Source organism: Caballeronia sp. LZ043 (assembly GCF_031451075.1).
Taxonomy (GTDB): Bacteria; Pseudomonadota; Gammaproteobacteria; order Burkholderiales; family Burkholderiaceae; genus Caballeronia.
Genome location: NZ_JARUXT010000002.1, coordinates 771428 through 793768 on the forward strand (window position 1 = coordinate 771428; position 22341 = coordinate 793768).

Genomic DNA, 22341 nt, shown 5'->3' on the forward strand with positions numbered 1-22341 from the left:
CCCAAAAAAATACTGTGTAGTATGCTCGGTCAACGCATCATACTAACGAGTATGTTTTCGGTCAACAGCGCGCAGGGCAGGGAAAGCCCGCCCCGGAGGCTGCAAACCGATCAACAGGAGACACGCGATGCACGCACAGGAAACGGCTGCACAGCCGCTCAGGGTGTTCTGGGCGCCGGGTTGTTCAAGCTGTCTGCGTACCAAGGAGTTTCTGACGCGGCATGGCATCGCGTTCGAATCGGTGAACGTGGCGGCGCAGGCGGGCGCGATGGAGGAGTTGCGCAGTCTCGGCGCCCGCAGCGTGCCGGTGCTCGCGATCGGGACGCGCTATGTGTATTGCCAGTCGCTTGCGGACATCAAGACCTTCCTCGAACTCGATATCCCCGACGACACGCGGCTGACGCCCGCCACGCTGGCGGAGCGGGTCAACCTCACCATCATGAAGGCGCTTGGCTTCGTGAAGCAGTTGCCGGACGACGTGCTCGACGGTCCGTTCCGCAACAGCTGGGCGCCGCCGCGCGGGCTGGCTCATCACGTATTCCGCGTGGTCGAGGCGTATCTCGAAGCGGTCGAGGAACAGCGCGAACTCACCTACGAAATGACGATGCGCGGCACGCATGAAGTGGTGCCGGGCCAGGACGTACTGACCTACGGGGAAGCGGTGCTCGCGCGCTTCAACCGCTGGTGGCAGATGCATCGCGACGACGACTTCTCTGCCATGCAGCCCACCTACTGGGGCGAGCAATCCCTGCACGAAGTGCTCGAACGCACAACCTGGCATGCGATGCAGCACGCGCGGCAACTGACGGTCGTAATCGAGGCGCAAGGCCATGCGGTCCGCGAGCCGTTCACGCCCGCCGACCTCGCCGGCCTGCCGCTGCCCGAAAAAGCGTGGGACGACGACAAATAATGCCTTCAACAACGGAGACGACGTGAACCTGATCGACAAGGTAGTGGCGGTAACGGGGGCGGGACGCGGCATTGGCCGGGAGATTGCGCTGCTGTGTGCGCGCGAGGGCGCGGCGGTGGTCGTGAACGACTATGGCGGTGCGGATGGCAACGAGCCGAATCCTGGTGCGGAGGTGGTCGAGGAGATCGTAAAGGCCGGCGGGCGCGCGGTGTCGAATGCGGCCAGCATCGCCGACGAGCAGGGCGCGACGTCCATCGTCGAGGATGCGGTGCAGCACTTCGGCCGCATCGATGCCGTGGTCAACAACGCCGGCATTCTGCGCGACCGCATGTTCCACAAGATGAGCCATGCCGAATGGCGCGACGTCGTCGATGTGCATCTGAACGGCTATTTCTACGTATCGAAAGCGGCGGCCGTTCATTTCAAGGAGCAGGGCAGCGGCGCGTTCGTTCATTTCACGTCGACGTCAGGGCTGGTCGGCAACCTGGGCCAGGCGAACTATGCGGCGGCGAAGATGGGTATCGTCGGCCTGTCCACGTCGATCGCGCTGGACATGCAGCGCTACAACGTGCGTTCCAACTGCATCGCGCCGTTCGCGTGGAGCCGCATGACGGCATCGATCCCGGCGGAAACCGAAGCGGACAAGGCGCGCGTGGAGCGGCTCAAGACCATGTCCGCCGACAAGGTGGCGCCGCTTGCCGCGTTCCTGTGCTCCGACCTGGCGAAGGACGTCACCGGGCAGGTGTTCTGCGCGCGCAAGAACGAAATCTTCCTGTTTTCCCTGCCGCGTCCGGTGCGTTCGATGCAGCGTGCCGAAGGCTGGAGTGTCGATACGCTCGCCTCGGATCTGCTGCCCGCGTTCCGCCCGACCTTGCAGCCCTTGCAGCGCTCATCGGATGTGTTCGCGTGGGATCCGGCATGAACGCCGCGTTCGAACCCGCGCGCCTCGTGGCAGCGCCGCCGCGCGAGACCGTCGCGACGCATGATGTGCGCGATGTGATGCTGTATGCGCTGGGCATCGGTGTCGGCAGCGATGCGGCGACCTCGGCTTCCACCTTGCGATACGTCTACGAAGACCGGCTGCAGGTCTGCCCGACGATGGCAGTGGTGCTCGCCTGGCCCGGCTTCTGGTTGAAGGAACCGCAATACGGCGTGAACTGGCGCAAGGTGCTGCACGCGGAGCAGTCGCTGGAAGTGTTCGCGCCCTTGCCTTGCGAAGGCAGCATCCGAAGCGTGCTGAGGGTCGAGCGCATCGTCGACAAGGGCGCCGACAAGGGCGCGCTGCTGTACTCGCGGCGCGACCTGTATGCGAGCGAGAGCGGCCAGTTGCTCGCGACCGAGCGTCGCGCCACTTTTCTGCGTGGCGACGGCGGACGCGGCTCGGCGGGCCCGCATGACGATGCGGCGCCAACGCCGCACGCGCTGCCGGAACGCGCGCCGGACAAGTCGGTCGCGCTTGCCACCCGGGACGATCAGGCGTTGCTGTACCGGCTGAGCGGCGATCGCAATCCGCTGCATATCGATCCGCATATCGCCGAATCGGCGGGCTTTGCGCGGCCCATCCTGCACGGCCTGTGCACCTACGGCGTGGCGGCGCGCGCGCTGACCGACGCCCTGTGCGACGGCGACGCCGTCCGCTTCTCGCGCATGGACTGCCGCTTCTCGAAGCCGGTCTATCCGGGCGAGACGATCGTCACCGACATCTGGGTCACTGGCGCGGGCGAGGCGTCGTTCGTCGCGCGCGTCGCGGAACGCGATGCGGTCGTCCTCGGCAATGGCCGCTTTCAATGGCATTGAAGCCTTCAACCTGACGGATACAGCAATGATTGGAATCTTGGCTTGCGGCGCGTATGTTCCGCGTCTGCGCCTGCAACGCGCGTCGGTGAGCGCGGCGCACGCGTGGTTCGCGCCGGCATTGAAGGCGCATGGCAAAGGCGAGCGGGCGATGGCGAACTGGGACGAAGACGCGCTCACGCTCGCGGTGGAAGCCGCCCGCGACGCCGCCCCCGAAGCGGCGCGCGGGGAAATCGGCACGTTGATGCTCGCCTCGACGAGTCTGCCGTTCGCGGACCGTCAGAATGCCGGCATCGTGAAGGAAGCACTCAATCTCGCCGACGACGTGTTCACCCAGGACATCACCGGCAGCCAGAAAGCGGGCACGGGCGCGCTGATCCAGGCATTGCGCGGGGTAGCCTCGGCCGATGCCGCGCACACGCTCTGCATCGCATCCGAGCGCGCGGCCGCGAAGCCTGCCTCGGAGGCGGAACTGATCAACGGCGATGCCGCCGCCGCGTTTGTGCTGGGTCGCGGCGAAGCGATTGCGCGCTTCATCGGCAGCCATTCGGTCTCGGTCGATTTCGTCGATCATTTCCGCGGCAGCGACGCCAGTTTCGACTACGGCTGGGAAGCGCGCTGGGTCCGCGATGAAGGCTACGGCCGCATTGCCGGCGACGCGCTGACGCAGGCGCTCGCGAAGTTCGGCCTGGCCGGCGAGGACGTGCATCGGCTGATCGTGCCGATTCCGGTGCGTGGCGTCGCCGAAGCGCTGGCGCGGACCTGCGGCGTGCCGGCGAGCGCCATCGTGGACACGCTCGGCGCCACGCTCGGTCATGCCGGCTGCGCGCAGCCGCTCGTGCTGCTGGCGCATGCGCTCGAACGCGCGCAGCCGGGTGAGCGGATCGTGCTGCTCGGCTTCGGCCAGGGCGCGGACGTGCTGATCTTCGAGACCACGCCCGCCATCGCCGCCCAGACGAACGCGACGAAGCGCGGCGTGTCGGGCTGGCTCGCGCGCGGCAAGCCCGAAGCGAACTACCTCAAGTATCTGTTCTTCACGGGCGGCATCGGCCTGGACACGGGCATGCGCGCCGAGTTCGAGCAGAAGCAGCCGCTCACGGCGCTGTATCGCAACCGGTCGGCGGTGCTCGGCCTGGTCGGCGGGCGCGATCCGGAAAGCGGCGCGGTGCAGTACCCGCCGACCGGCATCGCCGTGGGATCGCACGATGCGCGCAGCGCGACGCTCGAACCTTATCCGCTCGCCGAACGCACCGCGCGCGTGCTGACCTTCACGGCGGACCGGCTGGCCTTCACGCCGGATCCACCGGGCTGCTACGGCATGGTCGAGTTTGACGGCGGCGGCCGCATGCTGGCGGAGTTCACGGACGCCGATGCGGCTCAGATCGAGGTCGGCCGGGCCATGCGCATGAGCTTTCGAATCAAGTCCGTCGATGAGCGGCGCGGCTTCGTCAAATATTTCTGGAAGGCGATGCCCGCCTGACAAGGAGCGAATCAACATGCCCAAAGGCATTCGGGACAAGGTAGCGATACTCGGCATGGGCTGCGCGCGCTTCGGCGAGCGCTGGAACGACGATGCCGACGATCTCATGGTCGAGGCCTACACGGAGGCGCTCGCCGATGCGGGCGTCGAGACCGCGCAGATCGACGCGGCGTGGCTGTCGGTGGGCTTCGACGCGATGAACATCGGGCCGTCGGGCATTCCGCTCGCCATGGCGCTGCGGCTGCACGACATTGCGGTCACGAAAGTGGAGAACTACTGTGCGTCGGGCACCGAGGCCTTTCGCGGCGCGGTCTATGCGGTCGCTTCGGGCGCGGCCGACATCGCGCTCGCGCTTGGGGTCGAGAAGCTGAAGGACACGGGCTACGGCGGCCTGCCGGTGCGCACGCGCGGCACCACGTTCGACATGATCGGCGTGGTGGGATCGGCGCCCGGCAACTTCGCCCAGCTTGCCGGCGCCTATCGCGCGCGGCATGGCGTCTCGCGTGACGATCTCAAACGCGCCATGGCGCACGTCTCGGTCAAGAGCCATGCGAACGGCGTCAACAATCCGAAGGCGCATCTGCGCCGTGCCGTGGACATGGACACCGTGCTGAACGCGCCGATGGTCGCCGAGCCGCTCGGCCTGTACGACTGCTGCGGCGTGTCGGATGGCGCGGCCTGCGCGATCGTCACGACGCCGGAGATCGCCCGCGCGCTCGGCAAGGGCGGCGAGCTCGTGACGGTGAAGGCGCTGCAACTCGCGGTATCGAACGGCTGGGAACTGCAGGGCGCGGGCTGGGACGGCAGCTATTTCCATACCACACGTATTGCCGCGCAACGCGCCTACGACGAAGCGGGTATCACGAAGCCGCGCGAGCAACTGAGCCTGATGGAAGTCCACGACTGCTTCTCCGTCACCGAACTCGTGACGATGGAAGATCTGCACGTGAGCGAGCCCGGCGAAGGCTGGCGCGACGTGCTCGACGGCCGCTTCGACGCGGACGGCGCCAATCCATGCCAGATCGACGGCGGGCTGAAGTGCTTCGGGCATCCGATCGGCGCATCGGGACTGCGCATGATCTACGAGAACTATCTGCAATTGCTGGGCCGCGCCGGCAAGCGGCAGGTGCGCAAGCCGCCGGTGCTCGCGCTGTCGCACAACCTCGGCGGCATGCCGAACCAGAACGTCAGTGCGGTCGCGATTGTCGGCCTGGCCGGAGCCTGACGATGCTCGACCGCGAAACCCTCGAACAACTGAAAGACTCCGTGCGCCGTTACGTGCGCGAGAAGCTGGTGCCGCTGGAGCAGCAGGTCGCTGAAGAAGACCGCATTCCGCCTGGCATCCTCGACGACTTTCGCCAGATGGGCCTGTTCGGACTCTCGACGCCCGAAGCGTACGGCGGCCTCGGGCTCGTCTGCGCGGAAGAGATCGAGATCATCATCGAGCTGACGTGGGCCTCGGCGGCCTTCCGCTCGGCGGTGGGCATCAATCTCGGGCTCGGCTCGCAAGGCATCCTGATGGACGGAACCGAGGCGCAGAAGGATCACTGGCTGCCGAAGATCGCGAGCGGCGAAGTCATCACGAGCTTCTGCCTCACCGAACCCGATTCGGGCTCGGACAGCGCGGCGCTGCGCACGCGCGCGGTGCTCGACGGCGACAGCTGGGTCATCGACGGCAGCAAGCGCTACATCACCAATGCGCCGGTTGCGGGGCTGTTTCTCGTCATGGCCCGCACGCATCCGGAACGGCTGCCGAAGAACGCGCACGTCACCGCGTTCCTCGTGCCGGCGGATACGCCGGGCGTGACCGTTGGCCCGAAGGACAAGAAGATGGGTCAGGCGGGCGCCTGGTCGGCGGACGTGTACTTCGAAAACGTGCGGGTGCCGCGGAGCGCGATCATCGGCGGCGAACCGGGCCGGGGATTCGTGACGGCCATGAAGTCGCTCGATCGCGGCCGCATCAATGTTGCCTCGGTGTGTGTCGGCCAAGCGCGGCGCATTCTTCACGAGGCCACGCAGTATGCGGTCGGACGGACGCAGTTCGGCGAGCCGCTCGCCAGCTTCCAGCTGATCCAGGCCATGCTCGCCGACAGCCAGACCGATCTCTACGCTGCCGAATGCATGCTGCGCGACGTCGCCCGCCGGTATGACGCGGGCGAGCGTGTCTCGCTCGAAGCGTCGTGCTGCAAGCTGTTCTGCTCGGAGATGGTCGGCCGCATCGCGGATCGCGCCGTGCAGATTCACGGCGGCGCGGGCTACATGCGCGACAGCGCCGTGGAGCGCTTCTACCGCGACGTGCGGCTGTTCCGCATCTACGAAGGCACGACGCAGATTCAGCAGATCATCATCGGCAAGGAACTCGCCCGGCGTGCCGCGGCGTCATGACTTCATAAAAACAGGGAAACGGCGGAATGGATCTCGGACTCAGGGACAAGGTGGCGATCGTCACCGGAGGGGCGCGCGGCATCGGCGCGGCAATCGGCGAGCGTCTGGCGATGGAAGGCGCGCGCGTCGCGGTGGTCGATCGCGATGGAGCCGGCGCGGGGGCACAAGCGGACAAGCTTCAGACGATGGGCGTGGAGGCGCGCGCGTATGCCGTCGATGTCACCGACGAAGCATCGGTCAACGACATGGTCGAGGCGGTGGCGGACACATGGGGCAGCGTGCACCTGCTCGTGAACAATGCGGGATTCACCCGCGACATGCGCATCACGAAGATGGGCGTCGGCGACTGGGACAGCGTTGTCGATGTCATCCTGAAGGGCGCCTTCCTGTGTACGCGCGCCGTGTTGCCGCACATGACGGCGGAAGGCCAGCGGTGGGGACGCATCGTCAATATCTCGTCGCGTGCGCATCTGGGCAATCCGGGGCAGGCGAACTACTCGGCGGCCAAGGCAGGACTGATCGGCTTCACGCGGGCGATGTCGCTGGAGAACGGGCGCTTTGGCGTGACCGTGAATGCGATCGCGCCGGGCATCATCGACACGCAGGCGGTGCGCGATCTGCCTCACTACGACAAGGTGCGCGAAGCCGCCGAGAAGACCACGCCGGTGCCGCGCATGGGCAACCCGTCCGATGTCGCGGATGCGGTGGCATTCCTGCTGTCCGAACGCGCGAGCTATGTAAGCGGCGATCTCCTGCACGTCTCCGGCGGCCGGTACTGAGACTCGGGCGTCAGGCGGGGCCGAAGCGCGCGGCCCCGCGCGTCATGACCTTCACGTTGCGTTCGAGGGCAAACACGTCGAAAGAGAGGTGATCGCCTTCGACGGAGGTACGGCTGGATGCTTCGATGCGCAGCGTGTCCCCTGGAAACACGGGCGCGCTGAAACGCGCTTCCATTTCGCGGAGTTCGACGGCGTGCCGTTCGAGCGCGCGCAACAGCATGTAGCCCGCGATGCCGAAGCTCGCCATGCCATGCAGGATGGGTTGCGCGAATCCTGCCGCGCGGGTAATGGCGGGATCGGCATGCAGGCCGTTCATGTCGCCGTTCAGGCGAAACAGAAGCGCGGTTTGCGGCGGCACGGTGTAGTCGAATGCATGACGGCTTGCGGCTTTACGCTCGTCGCGTTGCGCTGCCTCACGCACGCGAGGAGTGGAGTCGAATCCTCCATGGGTGCGCAGGATCGAAGTCATGTCGAGCGTGGCGATGGGCGCGCCATCGTCGGCATCGAACAGCTTGCGTCTCGTCACGACGCGCGCACCGCGCTCGCGGCCGAGATCCTCCACGGTCACCACACGGCTTTCGCTGCGCACATGTGCAGCGGTTGCCAGCGGACGATGAAGCTCGATGCGCTGCGCACCATGCAGCATGCCGGGCCAGTCGAGCCCGAGACGCGGATCGCCGAGCCAGGGGCCCGGATCGGCGAGGACGGTGGCGAAGGCCGGCAATACAGCGAGGCCTTCTTCATACACGTAAGCGAGTTGTGCCGGGTCCAGCGGCGCCTGGCCGATGCCCAGTGACAGTGCGTAGAACATGACGTCACGGGCGGTGTAGCGCTGCGAGAGGGCGTCGATCGGCCAGTTCAGCAGTTGCGCCGGATCCAGCGGCGCGTGTGCAGGCATGCTTCAGGCGGCGAGCGCGAGCGCCGCTTCTTCGGCGACGCGTCCGCTCGGATTGCCGAGCAGCGTGGTGCGATACATCATGCGCGGCTGCGTCTGGTCGTAGTCGGATAGCGCGATATGCATGGCGCTGCGGTTGTCCCACATCATCAGATCGCCGACCTGCCAGCGGTGCCGATAGACATTCTCCGGCTGCACGCTGTGCTGATACAGGTACTCGAGCAATGGCCGGCTTTCGGCGCGCGTCATGTCCTCGAAGGAAACCGTCGTCATCTCGCTCACGTAGAGCGCCTTGTGACCTGCTTCGTCGTGCACGCGCGCGACCGGCTGAAACACGGGCGGGTTGCGCCGGCGAATGTCGGCGAGATCTTCCGGCGTGCGGTTCGCCCGCGTCTCGCGCGCGATGGTCATGTCATGCAGCGCCCAGCGGCCGTCGAGCATCGACTGAAGGCCAGGCGAAAGCGTCTCCCACGCCCGCACCATGTTGCAGAACATGGTGTCGCCGCCGACCGGCGGCAGCACCGAGCAATACAGCAGCGAACCCTTGGCGGGACGCGTGGTGGTCGACAGATCGGAGTGCCATTGCCGGCCCACCGCAAGCCGCTTGCCGCCCGCTTCGTGATTGGTCACCAGCAGGATTTCCGGATGCTCCGGATGCCGGAAGCGCGGAATGGAAGCGTGATCGTCGAGCGCGCCGAAGCGGCGGCTGAACGCAACATGCTGCGCATGATCGAGCGACTGGCCGCGAAACAGCAGGATCGTATGACGATGCCAGGCGTCGCGTAACGCGGCGATGGTGTCGTCGTCGATCGCTGTGCGCAGATCGAGCCCGACCACTTCCGCGCCGATCGCCGACGCAAGAGGTTTCAACGTGAACGTCATGATGGAATCCGTGTGATGTGACGTTGGACCGGGTGCGATCAGACCTGCGCGATCTGCTGCTGCTCGGACCAGAACAACAGCTTCTTCTGCAGCATGTGCATCAGCAGATGCAGCACGATGCCCATCCCGGACAGCACGACGAGCGCAGCGAACACGCCGGCGGTGTCGAGGTTGTTGTTCAACTGCATGATGAGATTGCCCAGCCCTTTGCGCGAGCCGACGAATTCCCCGACGATCGCACCCAGCACGCTGAAGATGACCGCGATGTGCAGGCCGGCGAAGATCATCGGCGCGGCGCTCGGCAGGCGCACCATCGTGAAGATCTGCCAGCGGCTCGCCTGCAGGGAACGCATCAGTTCGATGCGGGAGATATCGGTGGAACGCAGCCCGACGATCACGTTGACCAGGATCGGAAAGAACGCGACGACCGCCGCCATGATGACCTTCGACGTCATGCCGAAGCCGAACCAGATGATGAAGAGCGGCGCGATCGCCACCTTCGGCGTGGTCTGGATGGCAATCAGATAGGGGTAGAGCGTCTTCTCGACGAAGCGCGATTGCGCGATCACCGCGCCGAGCATGATGCCGAGAATGGTCGCCAGCAGGAAGCCGAGCAGCGCTTCAGCGAGCGTGGTCAGGCCGTTGCTGATGAAGAGTCCGGACGAGAGGCCGTTGACGAGCGCGTGAAAGATGTCGGAAGGCGCCGGCGCAATGTAGATGGGCACCGCTGCCAGCATGAAGCCGATTTCCCACACGGCGACGACCAGCACGAACAGCGCCGGCACGCAGATCCATTCCGGATGTTGCTTCAACATGGCGAATGCCTGACGGCGCGGCGTCGGCGGCGAATGCGGAATCGCGAGTTCGGCGCTCATTCTATGAATCCCTTGGCCTGGAAGTGTTGACGGATGCGGCGCGTGTACGAGCCGAAGCGTTCGGTGGTCATGACATCGAGATCGCGTTGCGCGGGCAGCTCGACATCGACGATTTCAGCGATGCAGCCCGGACGGCTCGACAGCACCAGCACGCGGCTGCCGAGAAACACCGCTTCGGGAATCGAGTGCGTGACGAACAGCACCGTCTTGCCGGACTCGCGCCAGATGCGCCGGATTTCGACGTTCATGGTTTCGCGCGTCATGGCGTCGAGCGCGCCGAAGGGCTCGTCCATCAGCAGCACGGCCGGGTCGTGCACCAACGCGCGGGCGATCGCAACGCGCTGCTGCATGCCGCCCGACAGCTCGTTCGGATAGCGGTTTGCGAAATCGGCCAGACCGACCATGTCGAGCAATTGCCTGGCACGCGCGCCGGTCGCCTCGCGATCGAGCTTGAGCACCGTGGCGGGCAGCATGACGTTGTCGAAGGTGGTCTTCCACGGCAACAGGACCGGACTCTGGAACACGACGCCGATATCGCGCTGCGGACCGTCGATGGCTTGTCCATTGACGCGAATGGTGCCGGAAGTACGCGGGATGAGACCGGCCAGCATCTTGAGAAGCGTGGACTTGCCGCATCCCGAGGGACCGACGACGGTAATGAATTCACCCCGGTCGATGGTCAGGTCGATGGGACCGAGGGCTTGCACCGAATCGCCGCTGCGGGTGCGGTAATGCTTCTGCAGACCGTCGATCTGGATGAGGGCGGGGAGCGGCGCACGCGGCTCGCTGCCGGAGAGCGACATTGTGGGCATGCGATCCATGACGGCGGAAGCTCTCCTTGAACATCAGACAACGAGGAAGCCCGGCTGGCGGGCGAAGTGGCATCTTCAAATACATACTCATGAGTATGTCTTGAGGGAAATCATACTGACGCGTATGTTGGGCGTCAATAGAAGCGGGTAGGTGTTTACGCGGGCGGGGCGGGCCCGTCAGTCATGACGCGCGGTTGTCTAAGGAGACAGATCCACGCCACGCGATTCCTTCATATACCGCTTCCAGCGCGCGACCAGCATCAGCCTGCGTTCGCCGTGCCGTTCATCGAGGAAGTGGATGCTCACGATCCGGTCGGTCCTGAAGTGTCGGAAGGCCTGCCGCAACTCGCACCAGGCAGCCAGCAGACGCGCGGCATCCGCATAGCCGATGATTAGCGGCCAGATCGTCCGCTCGCTCATGCGTTCTGCTTCGTCGCGATAGCGGATCCGCAGCTTGCGGCCGTCGCGGATCGACTCGCGCAAGCGGCTCATGTCGAGCGTGTCGGCGGAGACCGTGAGCGGCGCCACCGCGCCGATCGTCGGGTCTGCGATGAAGGGCCGGAGATGGTCGGGCACCGCGGCCGCGATCTTCGCGATGAGGTCGTTCGCTGCCCGCGAGAGCACGGCGTCGCTACGCTGCGCCACCCATTGTGCGCCGAGCACGGCCGCCTCCAGTTCCTCGGCGGTCAGCATCAAAGGCGGCATGTCGTATTGACGATCGAGAACATACCCTGTCCCGGCCTCGCCACGAATCGGCACGCGCTGCGCCATCAGGTCCGCGATGTCCCGGTAGACCGTGCGGGTCGACACCTCGAGTTCCTCGGCGAGACTACGCGCGATGACGGGACGCCGTGCGCGTCGCAGGATCTGGATGAGCTGGAAGAGGCGGTCGGATCGGCGCATGCGTTCGCTGCTGACAACACGGTGGCAACAGCACCTTTGTAGGATGGCCGTGACGTCGCACACCATTCTGGTGCGATCCCATCACGGAGGAAAACATGGACTTCGTTTCAACCCGCATTATCACCGACGACATTGCCGGGCTCGTCCGTTTCTATGAACAGCTCGGCCTGACCGCCACGTGGCTGGCCGACGAGTTTGCAGAACTCAGGTCGCCGTCCTGCACGCTGGCGATCGGCACCACCCGGACGATGCAGCAGTTCTTTGCCGGCGCTGCGACGGCGGCGAGCAATCGCTCGGTCATCATTGAATTCCGCGTGGAGGACGCCGACGCCGACTACGAGAAGCTGCAGGCAATGGGCGCTCGCATCGAGCAGGCGCCCGTCACACAACCATGGGGCAACCGCTCCCTGCTCTTCAGTGACCCCGACGGCAATCTCATCAACTTCTTCACGCCGGTTACGCCGGAAGCATCGCAAAGGTTTGCGAGGAAGTAGTTCCTGCCTTGGGTCGATTGGTTATGTCATTACGCTCAACTTTTTCCATTCAGTGCCGATAAGCGGAAAGTTCGTGCTGAGCGAAGGGGTTGAGCGATCATCGTGTTCGTGCATAAGCCAACGCCGTTGCAACCCGTCATCAGCACATGTCGCCGCAACTCATATTGGCGGGGTGATGATGCTTCACAATTCGATCAAGTCTTCCTTCACGCCCGCCGATGCGGAAGCCATGGAGCGAACCGTGGGGCGGATCGCTTTTGCGCCCGACGGCAGCATCCTTCGCGTGAACGAGCGCTTCCTGGAACTCTTCGACTACCAGGGATGGGAGCTCGTCGGACGCAATCGCAGCATCTTCCGGCCGCTCGCAGCGGGCGCAGCCGTGCGGGACGAGATCGATACGGTCCTTGAAACCGCCGAAGCGTTCTTCGGCGAAATGCAGCAGCTGAAGCGCGACGGCTCGTCTTTCTGGACCGAGGTTTCCTGCATCCCGTTCGCGGCCGCGGACGGCACGGTCGGCGAAATCGTGATGCTGGTGCGCGACGTGACCGCCCGCATGATGTCGGCCGTGGACGACGCCGGCCAGATCGCCGCCATCAATACCTCGCAGGCCGTGATCCACTTCGCGATGGACGGCACGATCCTTCACGCCAACGAGAAGTTTCTCGACGCGACCGGCTATGGTCTCGATGAAGTCGTCGGTCAGCATCACCGCATGTTCGTCGCCGCCGACGAGGCCAGCGACCCGTCGTATGCCGCGTTCTGGGAACGCTTGCGAGAAGGCTTGCACGCTTCCGGCGAATATCGGCGCTTCAGCAAGGACGGCCGCGCCGTCTGGCTGCGTGCGACCTACAATCCCATCCTCGACCTCGAAGGTCGTCCGTTCAAGATCGTCAAGTATGCGGTCGACGTCACCTCGGAAAAACAGCAGAACGCCGATTTCGAAGGCCAGATTGCGGCCATCGACAAGTCGCAGTGCATCGTGACCTTTGCGCCCGACGGCACCATTCTGGATGCCAACCGCAACTTCCTCGAAGCGGTGGGCTACACGATGGAGGAACTCGAAGGCCGCCATCACCGCATGTTCGTCGATCCGGCCTACGCGCACAGTCTCGACTACGAGATTTTCTGGAGCGATCTGGCCGCCGGCCGTCATCGCAGCGGCGAGTTCCGGCGGATTGGCCGCGACAAGCGCGAGATCTGGCTGCAGGCCATCTATAGCCCGGTGCTCGATCAGGACGGCCGGCCCTTCAAGATCGTCAAGTACGCAACGGTGGTCACGCGCGAGAAGCTTCGCCAGGCGGATCATCAAGGCCAGATCGCCGCGATCCACAAGTCGCAGAGCGTGGTCGCCTTCAATATCGACGGCACGATCCTCGACGCCAACGACAACTTTCTCGACCTGGCGGGTTACCGCCTGTCGCAGGTTATCGGCCGGCATCATTCGATGTTTGTTTCGGCGGAGGAGCGGGACAGCGAAAGCTATCGGAAGTTCTGGCAGGCGCTCGCCGCGGGTCAGTACCAGGCGGGCGAATTCAAGCGCCTCGGCCGCGATGGCCGCGAGATCTGGCTGCAGGCTTCCTACAATCCGATCCTCGACATGAACGGGCGGACCTTCAAGGTCGTCAAGAACGCCGTCGACGTGACCCAGCAGAAGCTGCGGCAAGGCGACTACGAAGGCCAGATCGCCGCGATCAACAAGTCGCAGAGCGTGGTCTCGTTCGACATGGACGGCAACGTGCTCGAAGCGAACGACAACTTCCTGACGCTGATGGGCTACACGCTTCGGGACGTGGTGGGCCGGCACCATCGCATGTTCGTCGACAAGGAAACCGCCGCGCATGCGGATTACGCACGCTTCTGGACCGAGCTGCGCGCGGGCACGTTCCTGTCTTCCAAATTCAAGCGCATCGCGGCGAACGGGGCCGAGGTCTGGATCCAGGCATCCTATAACCCGATCTACGACCTGAACGGCAAGCCCTTCAAGATCGTCAAGATCGCCGCCGACATCACCGCCGACGTGTCCCTCGCCGCCGATCTCTCGCGGGCCCAGAAGGAAGTCCAGCACGACCCGGCGACGGGCCTGCCGAACCGGCTCGGCCTGCGCATGTTCATGCGCCAGGTGCTCAGGGCGACCGACAGCGAACTCGCGCTGTTCTATCTCGACCTCGATCACTTCAAGCCGATCAACGACACGTTCGGCCATGATGTGGGCGATCTCGTGTTGCGCACTGTCGCCGCGCGCCTGACGGGTGAGATGAGGGAAGGGCAGCTGGTTGCGCGGATCGGTGGCGACGAGTTCGTTGTTGCTGCCTCGAACCTGGCGCGGCCGCAGGTCGTCGAACTCGCGGAACGCCTGATCGAGGCGGTGTCCCAGCCCATCGCTCATGGCGACCGGTGGCTGGAGGTGGGCCTGTCGATCGGTATCGCGCTGACGCCGCAGGATACGCTCGAAGAAGACGAGTTGTTCCGCTTCGCCGACGTTGCGCTGTATCGGTCCAAGGGCAAGCAGCGCGGCACCTACACGTTCTACGCCGAAGATGCGGAAACCTCGGCCGAGACCGAACGGCATCTCGCGCATGACATGCTGATCGCGATCAAGGCGCGTGAATTCGATCTCGCCTGCAGCGTGCGCGTCTCGTCCACGAACGCGATCGCCGTCGAGGTCCAGCCGTGGTGGAATCATCCGACGCTCGGCCGGCTCGGCACGGAAAGTTATCTGCGCGTGGCCGAGCAGAGCGGGCTTGTCGTGCCGCTCGGAGAATGGGTCTTGCGCGAGGCCTGCAAGCTCGCCACGCGGCTGCCCGAAGTGACGGTCTGCGTGCCCGTCTACCCCAAGCAGCTTCTGACGAGCGACTTCACCGAGACGCTGACATTGGCGCTGCGCGAGAGCGGCGTCGACGCGAACCGCCTTGAACTGCGGCTCGAACGCGGCACCGCTCGCGTGAACACGGAAAGCCTGCGCGCGGATCTCGCGAGGCTCAGGGCAATGGGTCTTCAGGTCGTCGCCGATAGCGTGCTTGCCGGCGAAAACGCGCTGTCGAACCGGGCCTCCTGGAGCATGGACCGCGTGATGGTTGACGCGCGCCTTCGCGCCTTGCTCAAGCGACAGCTTCATCCGCTGGCAGAGGAGATCGCCGGGATCGAGGCGGGCGACGCCAGAACGACGACGAGCGGCAGGCGTTGCTTCGAGATCGACGCCACGGCGGCGCTGCGGGACTTCGTGCTGCTCGATGCGACCAAGGCGTCCGAGCTGGCGGGCGTGCTGCGGGAGACGAAGAAGAAGCTGAAGGGTGAGGGGTGGGTTGAAGAGGGCAGGAAGCTGGCGAGGAAGGAAAAGGCGGCCTGACGCGCGGGGCCGTTGCGTTTGCATGAACCGGAACGGGCGCGTTCGATGCCGGTGGCCGACATCGGCTGAAGCAGGGGTATTGGGACGACGCCAACGATAGCAGGCACAATACGCAGCGCCAGCCACTGCGGGTTGTCCGCGCGCGGCCGCCTGTTCCTCGTCCCCGCCCACCCATGACTGAAGCTTCTTCCAGGCAGAATTCGCCGCGCTTTCTGCTGTTGCTCGTGTGCCTGTTCGCGTCCGCCGGACAACTCGCCATCGACATTTATGTGCCCGCGCTGCCCGCGATGGCGCGCTATTTCAGCGTGTCGGCGCAAGCCATTCAGTCGAGCGTGTCCGGCTACATGGCCGCCTACGCCATCGGCCAGCTCGTGCTCGGTCCCGTCGCCGATGCCTATGGCCGCAAGCGCGTGCTCGCTTTCGGGCTGGTGGTCTATACCCTCGGCTGTCTGCTCTCGCTCACGGCGAACAGCCTCGAAACCTTCATCCTCGCGCGCGTCCTGCAGGGCTTCGGCATCGCGGCCACCAATCTGCTTGCCAAGGCGATCATCACCGATTCGTTCAGTGGCCAGCGCTTGCTGCACGCGTTCACCTACATGTCGATTGCCTGGGGGTTCGCGCCGATCGTCGCGCCGGTCATCGGCGCGCACCTGCAGGAATGGCTGGGCTGGAAAGCCTGCCTGGTGTTCCTGCTGATCTATTCGATCGTGATGTGGGGGTTCGTCTGGCGATACCAGGAGACGTTACGCAAGCCTGTGCATCTGGCGCCGCGCACGCTGATCAGCAATGCCGGGAAGGTCCTGGCAAGCCCCGTGTTTCAAAGCTGTTTTCTGGCGCAAGGCCTGTGCTACAGCATTCTGCTGGTGTTCAATATCGTCGGGCCGTTCATGGTGCAGAACACGTTGCACAGGCCGCCGACCTATTTCGGCTATCTCGCGCTGGCCATCGGCATGATGTATTTTCTCGGGGGCCTCTCGAACCGTTTGCATGGACCGCGCTTTCCGAGCGCCGAAACGCGCTTGCGCCTGGGCTCGCGAATCATGGCAGGCGCCGCGGTCGCGATGCTGCTCTTCTCGCTCACCGCGGGACTCACGGTGTGGTCGCTTGCCTTGCCCGTGCTCGTGATGGGCTTTTGTGCAGGGGCCATGTATCCGACCTTCATGGCGAAGGGCAACTCGCTGTTTCCGCATATCGCCGGTTTGACGAGCGCGATTCTCGGTTGCGCACTGCTGCTGGTTTCGTCCGTCATGATGGGACTGGCCGGCTTCGTGTCAGTGCAGATACTTGCGCCGCTGGCCCTGTTCTTCGTCGCGATCGGCGTGACCGTGGTCGTGATGGTGAACCTGCTGCTGCGGCATCTGGAGCGAGCCGCGCGGGACGAAGCGGCGGTCAGGGCGGCGTAAACACGGGCCGTACGCCGCTTGACCCGCTTGCGGCTATCCCGTGGTTTGCGCAGCGCTGGCCCGGCCTTGCGCGAAGTGGCCCGGCTTGAGGGCCAGCACGGCGATGAGACTCAACGCAATGCCGATCATCACGTACAGCACGGGCGCCAGCGGCGAACCCGTAAGCGCGATGAGCCACGTGACGAAGGTCTGCGCAAAGCCGCCAAAGATTAAAACGACCACGTTGTTGACCACGGCGAGCGACGTCGCGCGCGAACGCCTGGGGAACATTTCCGCGAGCGTCGTGCAATAGACGCCGAGGAAGGTGGCGCTGATCACGCCGATCACGATCTGCGCGACCAGAAGCCGTGAGACGGATGGCGCAGCCACGACCCAGGCATAGAGCGGATAGATGGCGACGAGGTAGGCGGCCAGCGAGCCGACCAGCAGGGTTTTGCGGTCGTGACGATCGGACAGCGCGCCGGCAATCGGCGTGACGATCAGCATGACGATGGCCGCGATCATCTGCACCATGAAGCTCTCGGACACGGGCAGCTTGAGCACCTGTTTCGCATAGGTGACGGTATAGCCGAAGGTGACGTAGAACGTGACCGTGCTCGCGACCACCATGCCCATGCCGATCAGATAGTCCGACAGTCCGCGCTTGACGGCGCTTGCGTCTGCCGGGCGCGCGTGCGGCGTTGCGTGGATGCGCGCGTAGGTTTCGCTGGCGTGACGGCGCAGATAAACCGTCAGTGGCGCAATGAGCAGGCCGACGGCAAAGGGAAGACGCCAGCCGCCCGCAATCTGCTGCTCGGGCGTGAACACCTGGGTGACCAGCACGCCGAGCGCGGCGCCCAGCATCGTCGACATGAGTTGGCCGCTCATCTGCCACGATCCATAGAAGCCGGAGCGCCTGGGCGGCGCGAGTTCGATCAGGAAGGCCGTCGAGGTGCCGAACTCGCCGCCAATCGAGAAGCCTTGCAGCAGCCGGGCCGCGAGCATCAGCAGCGGTGCGGCGACGCCCGCCGTGGCGTAGGTCGGTGCGAAGGTCATGATGGCCGCGGCCAGCGCCATGATGCTCATGCCAAGCGTCATGGCCGACTTGCGGCCGTATTTGTCGCCATAGAGACCGAGCAGCACGCCGCCCACCGGCCGCATGAAGAAGCCCGCGCCGAACAGGGCGGTCGTCAGGAGGATGGCATTCAGGCTCGCGCCCGAATCGGCAGGTGCGGCGGGAAAGAACAGCTTGCTGATGAGCGGCGTCATCGCGGCGAAGATGGTGAAGTCGAACCACTCCATCGCATTGGCCAGCACCGCAGCCACGATGACGGGCTTCAGGCCAGGTTGAGTATCCATCGGCTATCTCGGGACAAGGTTGGAAGGAGAGTCCGAATTCGTCGGATCATGCAGCCGGCGTTTGCCCGGGAAACACAGGCTCGCCGAGATTCAGCATCAGCCGGTTGGCCCACGCGAAGATGGCGATCGAATGGATGAGATCGAGAATCTCGGCATCAGAGAGACCGGCCTCGCGCAACGCGCGCAGATGGCTGGCTTCGATGTTGTCCGGATGCTCGGTCAGCGCGGCCGAGAAGCGCGCAATCGCTTGTTCGCGGCTCGTCGTGCCGGCGCTGTGGGGATCGTCGAAAACCTGGCGGATGACGTCGTTGCGCTTGGCGAGCTGTTCGAAACGCTGCGCATGGACCGACGCGCAATACACACAGCCATTGATCCGCGATACCACGGTGGTCGACAGTTCCCGTTCCGCGCGGGGCAGGCCGCCGGGTGCGTACATGATCGCGTTGAACGCCGCGGAGCGCTGCCGCAGGATCTCCGGCTGATGCACCAGAAAGCGGTAGTAATCCGACTCCTTTGCCTTGGGGTGGCTCTCTTCGAGCACGGCGATCTGTTCCCCGGTCGCCTGGTCGAGGTTCACGACGTCGAGCCATGCGCGCCATCCCAGTGACTCGTTCGTGAAGCCGTTCGAACGGATGAAGTCGGTCATGCTGCGCGCTCCAGTTGTGCAAAGGCTTGCAGACCCGCGACGAGGCGCGTCTGATACGAGAGGAAGGCAATCAATTGCGCAAGCGCGACGACAGCGGGCGTCGTGAGTCCGGCAGCGGGCAGCGTCTGCAGGGCGGCCTCGTCGCCGGCGACCGGGTTCTCGATCAACGTGCGCGTGAACGCGAGGATTGCACGCAGGTGCGGCTCGGTCAGATCGTCAGGCGTGCCGCTTTCCACGGCGCTGAGCGTCGCTTGATCGATATCGCGCGCGGTCAGTTCGGCGCGGTAATGGGCGGCAAGCGCCGGGGAGGGCGTGAGACGGCTTGCGTAGAGCGCGACGAGCAATCGTTCGACAAGCGTGAGGCCTTCGAGCGCGGGATCGAACAGCGCGTCGTAGCTGCCCTGAGTCGCGTCCACGACCTTCGCCCGCTGGTGCCGCAGCGCGTAAGTGCCTGAGTCGGGCGCGAGGCCAGCGACGCTATCGATCACGTCCTGATCAATGTCATGTGTCATGTTCAACTCCCGAAAGCCTGGTCGGCGAGTGCCGGCGGCGGTGGCGCGGGCGTCCACTCGGTCCCGTCAATTTCGGGCTCCGCGAACGTCTCCATGTTGGCGTAATGCAATTCGACATCCTCCCGATAGAACGTCGCCGCGAGCCCTTGGGCAAGCCGCTTGGCTCCGTCGCTCACGGCCGGGATGTCGCCTGAGAGCGCGCCGTGCGAGAGCGTCGCAGGCGCACAGAAGCAATGGATGCGTTCCAGGCCGGGGCATTCGCCCGCGGTCTTTTCCTGGAATTCGAAGACAGGTCCGAGATCCGGCGAATCAGCAAGCTCGATGTCATCGTCACCGGCGGGCGGCGCGTAGCGGTCTTTCCAGACGCGGACATGACGCGCGAACGGCGCGAACTCGGGACGGGCCGTCCAGTCGATGCGAAAGCCCGTGCCGAACAGGAGGAAGTCGAGCGCAAAGTCGCCTTTCGGCGTATGGACCTGCAACGCGTTCCCGGTCACTTCGACATCGGTGATCGGCGTACCGAGATTGAAGCGCGCGTTGGCGTGACCTGATACGCGCAGTGTGCTGCCGCGTGGCGGCGGCACCTGCTGCACGTTGATGTAATGGCGGATGCGCCACTTCCAGTCGTCGGGCAACACGACATGACCGTGCGTGAGGCCCGGATTGCCTGCGCCCTTGCCTTTGTTGATGCGGGGAATGTCCGTCCGGCGAATCAGCAGATCGACGGACGCTGCGCCCGCTTCGAGCGCGGTCGCCGCGCTGTCCATCGCCGATGCGCCCGCACCGATGACGCCCACGCGCTTGCCGCGCAGCGTGCCGTAGTCCAGCGCATCGGACGAATGGGCGTAGAAGCGGCGCGGCAGGTCGCGCACGAACGCGGGCACGGCGGGGCCGCCCAGTCCGTCGCGGCCCATCGCGAGGATGACATGGCGCGCGAAGACCGTCTCGTTGCCCGCGGCATTCGTGATGGAGAGCGCCACGCAACCGTCCTCGCGCGGCGTGATGGCGGTGATGCGGTGTTCATTGCGCACGTCGATGTCCAGCACATCGCGATACCAGCGCAGATAGTCCATCCATTGCAGGCGCGGGATCTTGTCGAGCGCGTCCCAGGCCTGCGTGCCGAACTGCGCTTCGAACCACGCGCGGAAGGTGAGCGACGGCAGGCCGAGCGCGGGACCGGTGAGTTGCTTCGGCGAGCGGAGGGTTTCCATGCGTGCCGTGGTCGCCCACGGGCCTTCGAAGCCGCGCGGCGATTGATCGTAGATGACGGCATCGATGCCGAGATGGCCCAGTGCTGCCGACACCGCGAGCCCGGCCATGCCGCCGCCGATGATGGCGACGTTGACGAGCGCGTGGCCGTCGACGGTCCGCTCAGGGATCCAGCGTTTCGCGGGCAATTCGAGCCAGGCGAGATCCTGGCGCAAGCGGGTTTCGAGCGCCGCGAGACCCGCGGTAGATGGAGTGCTCGGGTTCATCACAGCAAGTTTTCCTTCATGGCGGGCAGGTCGCCATAGAGCGACTGCAGGACCTGGGCGTGTTCGGTGCCCGCGCGCAGAGTGAAATCCGGGAGCAGGGTGCGGGCGGCATCGGCGAGCGCGTCGACGAGGTGTGCGGCTACGAGCGGCAACGGGACTGCATCGCGCGAGATCACGCCGAAGAAATACGGAATGTCCGCGTCGATCGGACGGATCGTGATGCCGGTCAGCGGTGTGCCATAGGCGGTGACCGGTTCGAGAACGGAGATGCCGAGGCCTGCGCGCACGGCGGTCAGCGCGTTCAGCGACGAATTCGTTTCGATCAATTCCGTGGGTTTGACTGACGCTTGCGCGAACGCGTGGTCGAGACGGCGGCGCAGGCGATACGGATTCTGCATCGTGACGATGGAGCGACCCTCGCAGGCCGAAAGGGGCAGGCGGTCGTGTTGCGCGAGGGGATCGTCGTCGCGCAGCGCCGCGACGCACGCGGATTGGCCGATCCAGTGCACGAGCACGCCGCGATGTTCGAGCGGCAGGCTGGCCACGCCGATATCGGCGGCACCGGTGAGCACGGCGTGCACCACCTGCTCCGGGGTCACGCTGCGTAACTGGATGTTGCGCGTGGCCTTGGCGGTCTGGACGTGGGCGAGCCCGAGCGGCACGAGGCCCGCGGCAAGTGCCGAGGTCGCGGCAATCCGCAAGGGACGGCTGTCGCCACGCGCGATTTCGTCAGAGCGTTTCTGGATTCCTTGCAGGCTTGCAAGGATGGATTCGACTTCATCGTAGAACTGGATGCCTTGTTCGGTTGGCGTGACGCGGGGGCCGTTGCGGGTGAACAGCGCGTAGCGTACGTCGGCCTCCAGGTCCTGGATCAGACGCGTGATGGCAGGCTGCGAGCGGTTCAGCAGGCGGCCAGCGGCGGTGATGCTGCCGGTGGTGACGACTGCGGCGAAGGCTTCGAGCTGGCGTAGGTCCATGCGGTGTATGGTCGCGAGGAGAATGTGGTTTTCACATTCTGGGGCGTCAATAATGCAAACTGCAAATAATTAATTGGAATATGGACATTAGGGGGAGGGGTGCTGGTTTCCGGTGGACGTGCGCCGCGCGGTTCGTCCTGGCCGCTCGTCAGCAAGGCACAGAGATCAGGGGAATGGCGATCGGTGATTGCTCAACCGAAGATGAGGCTTCGGTGGAATGGCTTAGTCGCAAGGCGGTCGCAAAAGACTGCAAACCTGGCTAGGCAGAAAGCAAATGATGTCCAGACGAACAGGGAAGTCCTTCTCATTTCGACTGCACGTTGCGTTAAGGCAAAGTGGCCGGGTTAGCTTCCCATTCCATACGGCGCCTTCTCTTGGTCGGAAGGGCGGCGACGTTATAGGAATCAGGGTCGGCGTAGCCGGGCGCAGCAGGCA

General features: G+C 65.0%; 20 protein-coding genes. 10 read left to right on the forward strand and 10 right to left on the reverse strand.

Features of this window, described 5'->3' with window-relative positions; all coding sequences use genetic code 11:
- The first annotated feature begins 127 nt into the window (after positions 1 to 127).
- Genes QCE64_RS17010 through fabG form a run of 7 tightly spaced genes read left to right on the forward strand, consistent with a single transcriptional unit; the run spans position 128 to position 7348 of the window.
- The gene (locus QCE64_RS17010) at positions 128 to 910 is read left to right on the forward strand and encodes a glutaredoxin domain-containing protein (protein WP_309921546.1); all 783 of its coding nucleotides are present in this window, start codon (positions 128 to 130) and stop codon (positions 908 to 910) included.
- Positions 911 to 932: 22 nt separating this feature from the next.
- Complete coding sequence (locus QCE64_RS17015; RefSeq protein WP_404987385.1) at positions 933 to 1832, forward strand: SDR family NAD(P)-dependent oxidoreductase; 900 nt, start codon at positions 933 to 935, stop codon at positions 1830 to 1832.
- Positions 1829 to 2707, forward strand: a complete 879-nt coding sequence (locus tag QCE64_RS17020) for a MaoC/PaaZ C-terminal domain-containing protein (RefSeq protein WP_309921547.1) — start codon at positions 1829 to 1831, stop codon at positions 2705 to 2707. The genes QCE64_RS17015 and QCE64_RS17020 overlap by 4 nt, the downstream gene beginning before the upstream one ends.
- 25 nt (positions 2708 to 2732) lie before the next feature.
- Positions 2733 to 4184, forward strand: coding sequence for an OB-fold domain-containing protein (locus tag QCE64_RS17025; RefSeq protein WP_310004980.1), 1452 nt, complete (start codon positions 2733 to 2735; stop codon positions 4182 to 4184).
- A 16-nt stretch (positions 4185 to 4200) separates the two neighbouring features.
- Positions 4201 to 5409, forward strand: a complete 1209-nt coding sequence (locus tag QCE64_RS17030) for an acetyl-CoA acetyltransferase (RefSeq protein ID WP_310004982.1) — start codon at positions 4201 to 4203, stop codon at positions 5407 to 5409.
- Positions 5410 to 5411: 2 nt separating this feature from the next.
- Positions 5412 to 6569, forward strand: coding sequence for an acyl-CoA dehydrogenase family protein (locus tag QCE64_RS17035; protein WP_310004984.1), 1158 nt, complete (start codon positions 5412 to 5414; stop codon positions 6567 to 6569).
- Between the two features lie 26 nt (positions 6570 to 6595).
- Entirely contained in the window at positions 6596 to 7348 is a 753-nt protein-coding gene (gene fabG, locus QCE64_RS17040; RefSeq protein ID WP_310004987.1) for a 3-oxoacyl-ACP reductase FabG, read from the forward strand.
- Positions 7349 to 7358: 10 nt separating this feature from the next.
- Here fabG and QCE64_RS17045 read toward each other — a convergent pair whose 3' ends face one another.
- From QCE64_RS17045 to QCE64_RS17065, 5 genes are all read right to left on the reverse strand, one after another.
- Positions 7359 to 8246 carry a MaoC/PaaZ C-terminal domain-containing protein gene (locus QCE64_RS17045; RefSeq protein WP_310004990.1) on the reverse strand — a complete coding sequence of 296 codons (888 nt, stop codon included), beginning with the start codon at positions 8244 to 8246 and terminating at the stop codon, positions 7359 to 7361.
- A 3-nt stretch (positions 8247 to 8249) separates the two neighbouring features.
- Entirely contained in the window at positions 8250 to 9125 is an 876-nt protein-coding gene (locus QCE64_RS17050; protein WP_309921566.1) for a TauD/TfdA family dioxygenase, read from the reverse strand.
- 38 nt (positions 9126 to 9163) lie between these two features.
- Complete coding sequence (locus QCE64_RS17055) at positions 9164 to 10000, reverse strand: ABC transporter permease (protein ID WP_309813872.1); 837 nt, start codon at positions 9998 to 10000, stop codon at positions 9164 to 9166.
- Positions 9997 to 10812, reverse strand: a complete 816-nt coding sequence (locus QCE64_RS17060; protein ID WP_404987406.1) for an ABC transporter ATP-binding protein — start codon at positions 10810 to 10812, stop codon at positions 9997 to 9999. The genes QCE64_RS17055 and QCE64_RS17060 overlap by 4 nt, the downstream gene beginning before the upstream one ends.
- Positions 10813 to 11010: 198 nt before the next feature.
- Entirely contained in the window at positions 11011 to 11715 is a 705-nt protein-coding gene (locus QCE64_RS17065; protein ID WP_309921572.1) for a YafY family protein, read from the reverse strand.
- A gap of 95 nt (positions 11716 to 11810) precedes the next feature.
- Between QCE64_RS17065 and QCE64_RS17070 the strand changes: the two genes are divergently transcribed.
- The 3 genes from QCE64_RS17070 to QCE64_RS17080 all read left to right on the forward strand — a co-directional run bounded on the left by QCE64_RS17070 (position 11811) and on the right by QCE64_RS17080 (position 16958).
- Positions 11811 to 12209, forward strand: a complete 399-nt coding sequence (locus tag QCE64_RS17070; protein ID WP_310004992.1) for a VOC family protein — start codon at positions 11811 to 11813, stop codon at positions 12207 to 12209.
- Between the two features lie 175 nt (positions 12210 to 12384).
- Positions 12385 to 15555, forward strand: coding sequence for a PAS domain S-box protein (locus QCE64_RS17075; RefSeq protein ID WP_310004994.1), 3171 nt, complete (start codon positions 12385 to 12387; stop codon positions 15553 to 15555).
- Between the two features lie 173 nt (positions 15556 to 15728).
- Positions 15729 to 16958, forward strand: a complete 1230-nt coding sequence (locus QCE64_RS17080) for a multidrug effflux MFS transporter (RefSeq protein WP_310004996.1) — start codon at positions 15729 to 15731, stop codon at positions 16956 to 16958.
- A gap of 33 nt (positions 16959 to 16991) precedes the next feature.
- Here the strand turns inward: QCE64_RS17080 and QCE64_RS17085 are convergent, their stop codons facing one another.
- The 5 genes from QCE64_RS17085 to QCE64_RS17105 are packed head-to-tail and all read right to left on the reverse strand — an operon-like array spanning position 16992 to position 21906.
- A complete protein-coding gene (locus QCE64_RS17085) occupies positions 16992 to 18296 on the reverse strand; it encodes an MFS transporter (protein ID WP_309921584.1) in 1305 nt (434 codons plus the stop codon).
- Positions 18297 to 18342: 46 nt separating this feature from the next.
- Complete coding sequence (locus QCE64_RS17090) at positions 18343 to 18942, reverse strand: peroxidase-related enzyme (RefSeq protein ID WP_309932261.1); 600 nt, start codon at positions 18940 to 18942, stop codon at positions 18343 to 18345.
- Entirely contained in the window at positions 18939 to 19454 is a 516-nt protein-coding gene (locus tag QCE64_RS17095; RefSeq protein ID WP_310004998.1) for a CMD domain protein, read from the reverse strand. Before QCE64_RS17095 ends, QCE64_RS17090 begins: the two co-directional genes overlap by 4 nt.
- Before the next feature lie 2 nt (positions 19455 to 19456).
- Positions 19457 to 20929 carry an NAD(P)/FAD-dependent oxidoreductase gene (locus QCE64_RS17100; protein WP_309921590.1) on the reverse strand — a complete coding sequence of 491 codons (1473 nt, stop codon included), beginning with the start codon at positions 20927 to 20929 and terminating at the stop codon, positions 19457 to 19459.
- Positions 20929 to 21906 (reverse strand): LysR family transcriptional regulator, encoded by a 978-nt coding sequence (locus QCE64_RS17105; RefSeq protein ID WP_310005000.1) that lies wholly within the window; start codon positions 21904 to 21906, stop codon positions 20929 to 20931. Before QCE64_RS17105 ends, QCE64_RS17100 begins: the two co-directional genes overlap by 1 nt.
- Positions 21907 to 22341 lie beyond the last annotated feature (435 nt).

Excerpts from the sequence above, each read along its gene's own strand:
- QCE64_RS17010 (WP_309921546.1), top strand. The coding sequence starts at position 128 with ATGCACGCACAGGAAACGGCTGCACAGCCGCTCAGGGTGTTCTGGGCG.
- QCE64_RS17020 (WP_309921547.1), top strand. The coding sequence starts at position 1,829 with ATGAACGCCGCGTTCGAACCCGCGCGCCTCGTGGCAGCGCCGCCGCGC.
- QCE64_RS17025 (WP_310004980.1), top strand. The coding sequence starts at position 2,733 with ATGATTGGAATCTTGGCTTGCGGCGCGTATGTTCCGCGTCTGCGCCTG.
- QCE64_RS17030 (WP_310004982.1), top strand. The coding sequence starts at position 4,201 with ATGCCCAAAGGCATTCGGGACAAGGTAGCGATACTCGGCATGGGCTGC.
- QCE64_RS17035 (WP_310004984.1), top strand. The coding sequence starts at position 5,412 with ATGCTCGACCGCGAAACCCTCGAACAACTGAAAGACTCCGTGCGCCGT.
- fabG (WP_310004987.1), top strand. The coding sequence starts at position 6,596 with ATGGATCTCGGACTCAGGGACAAGGTGGCGATCGTCACCGGAGGGGCG.
- QCE64_RS17045 (WP_310004990.1), bottom strand. The coding sequence starts at position 8,246 with ATGCCTGCACACGCGCCGCTGGATCCGGCGCAACTGCTGAACTGGCCG.
- QCE64_RS17050 (WP_309921566.1), bottom strand. The coding sequence starts at position 9,125 with ATGACGTTCACGTTGAAACCTCTTGCGTCGGCGATCGGCGCGGAAGTG.
- QCE64_RS17055 (WP_309813872.1), bottom strand. The coding sequence starts at position 10,000 with ATGAGCGCCGAACTCGCGATTCCGCATTCGCCGCCGACGCCGCGCCGT.
- QCE64_RS17060 (WP_404987406.1), bottom strand. The coding sequence starts at position 10,812 with ATGCCCACAATGTCGCTCTCCGGCAGCGAGCCGCGTGCGCCGCTCCCC.
- QCE64_RS17065 (WP_309921572.1), bottom strand. The coding sequence starts at position 11,715 with ATGCGCCGATCCGACCGCCTCTTCCAGCTCATCCAGATCCTGCGACGC.
- QCE64_RS17070 (WP_310004992.1), top strand. The coding sequence starts at position 11,811 with ATGGACTTCGTTTCAACCCGCATTATCACCGACGACATTGCCGGGCTC.
- QCE64_RS17075 (WP_310004994.1), top strand. The coding sequence starts at position 12,385 with ATGATGCTTCACAATTCGATCAAGTCTTCCTTCACGCCCGCCGATGCG.
- QCE64_RS17080 (WP_310004996.1), top strand. The coding sequence starts at position 15,729 with ATGACTGAAGCTTCTTCCAGGCAGAATTCGCCGCGCTTTCTGCTGTTG.
- QCE64_RS17085 (WP_309921584.1), bottom strand. The coding sequence starts at position 18,296 with ATGGATACTCAACCTGGCCTGAAGCCCGTCATCGTGGCTGCGGTGCTG.
- QCE64_RS17090 (WP_309932261.1), bottom strand. The coding sequence starts at position 18,942 with ATGACCGACTTCATCCGTTCGAACGGCTTCACGAACGAGTCACTGGGA.
- QCE64_RS17095 (WP_310004998.1), bottom strand. The coding sequence starts at position 19,454 with ATGACACATGACATTGATCAGGACGTGATCGATAGCGTCGCTGGCCTC.
- QCE64_RS17100 (WP_309921590.1), bottom strand. The coding sequence starts at position 20,929 with ATGAACCCGAGCACTCCATCTACCGCGGGTCTCGCGGCGCTCGAAACC.
- QCE64_RS17105 (WP_310005000.1), bottom strand. The coding sequence starts at position 21,906 with ATGGACCTACGCCAGCTCGAAGCCTTCGCCGCAGTCGTCACCACCGGC.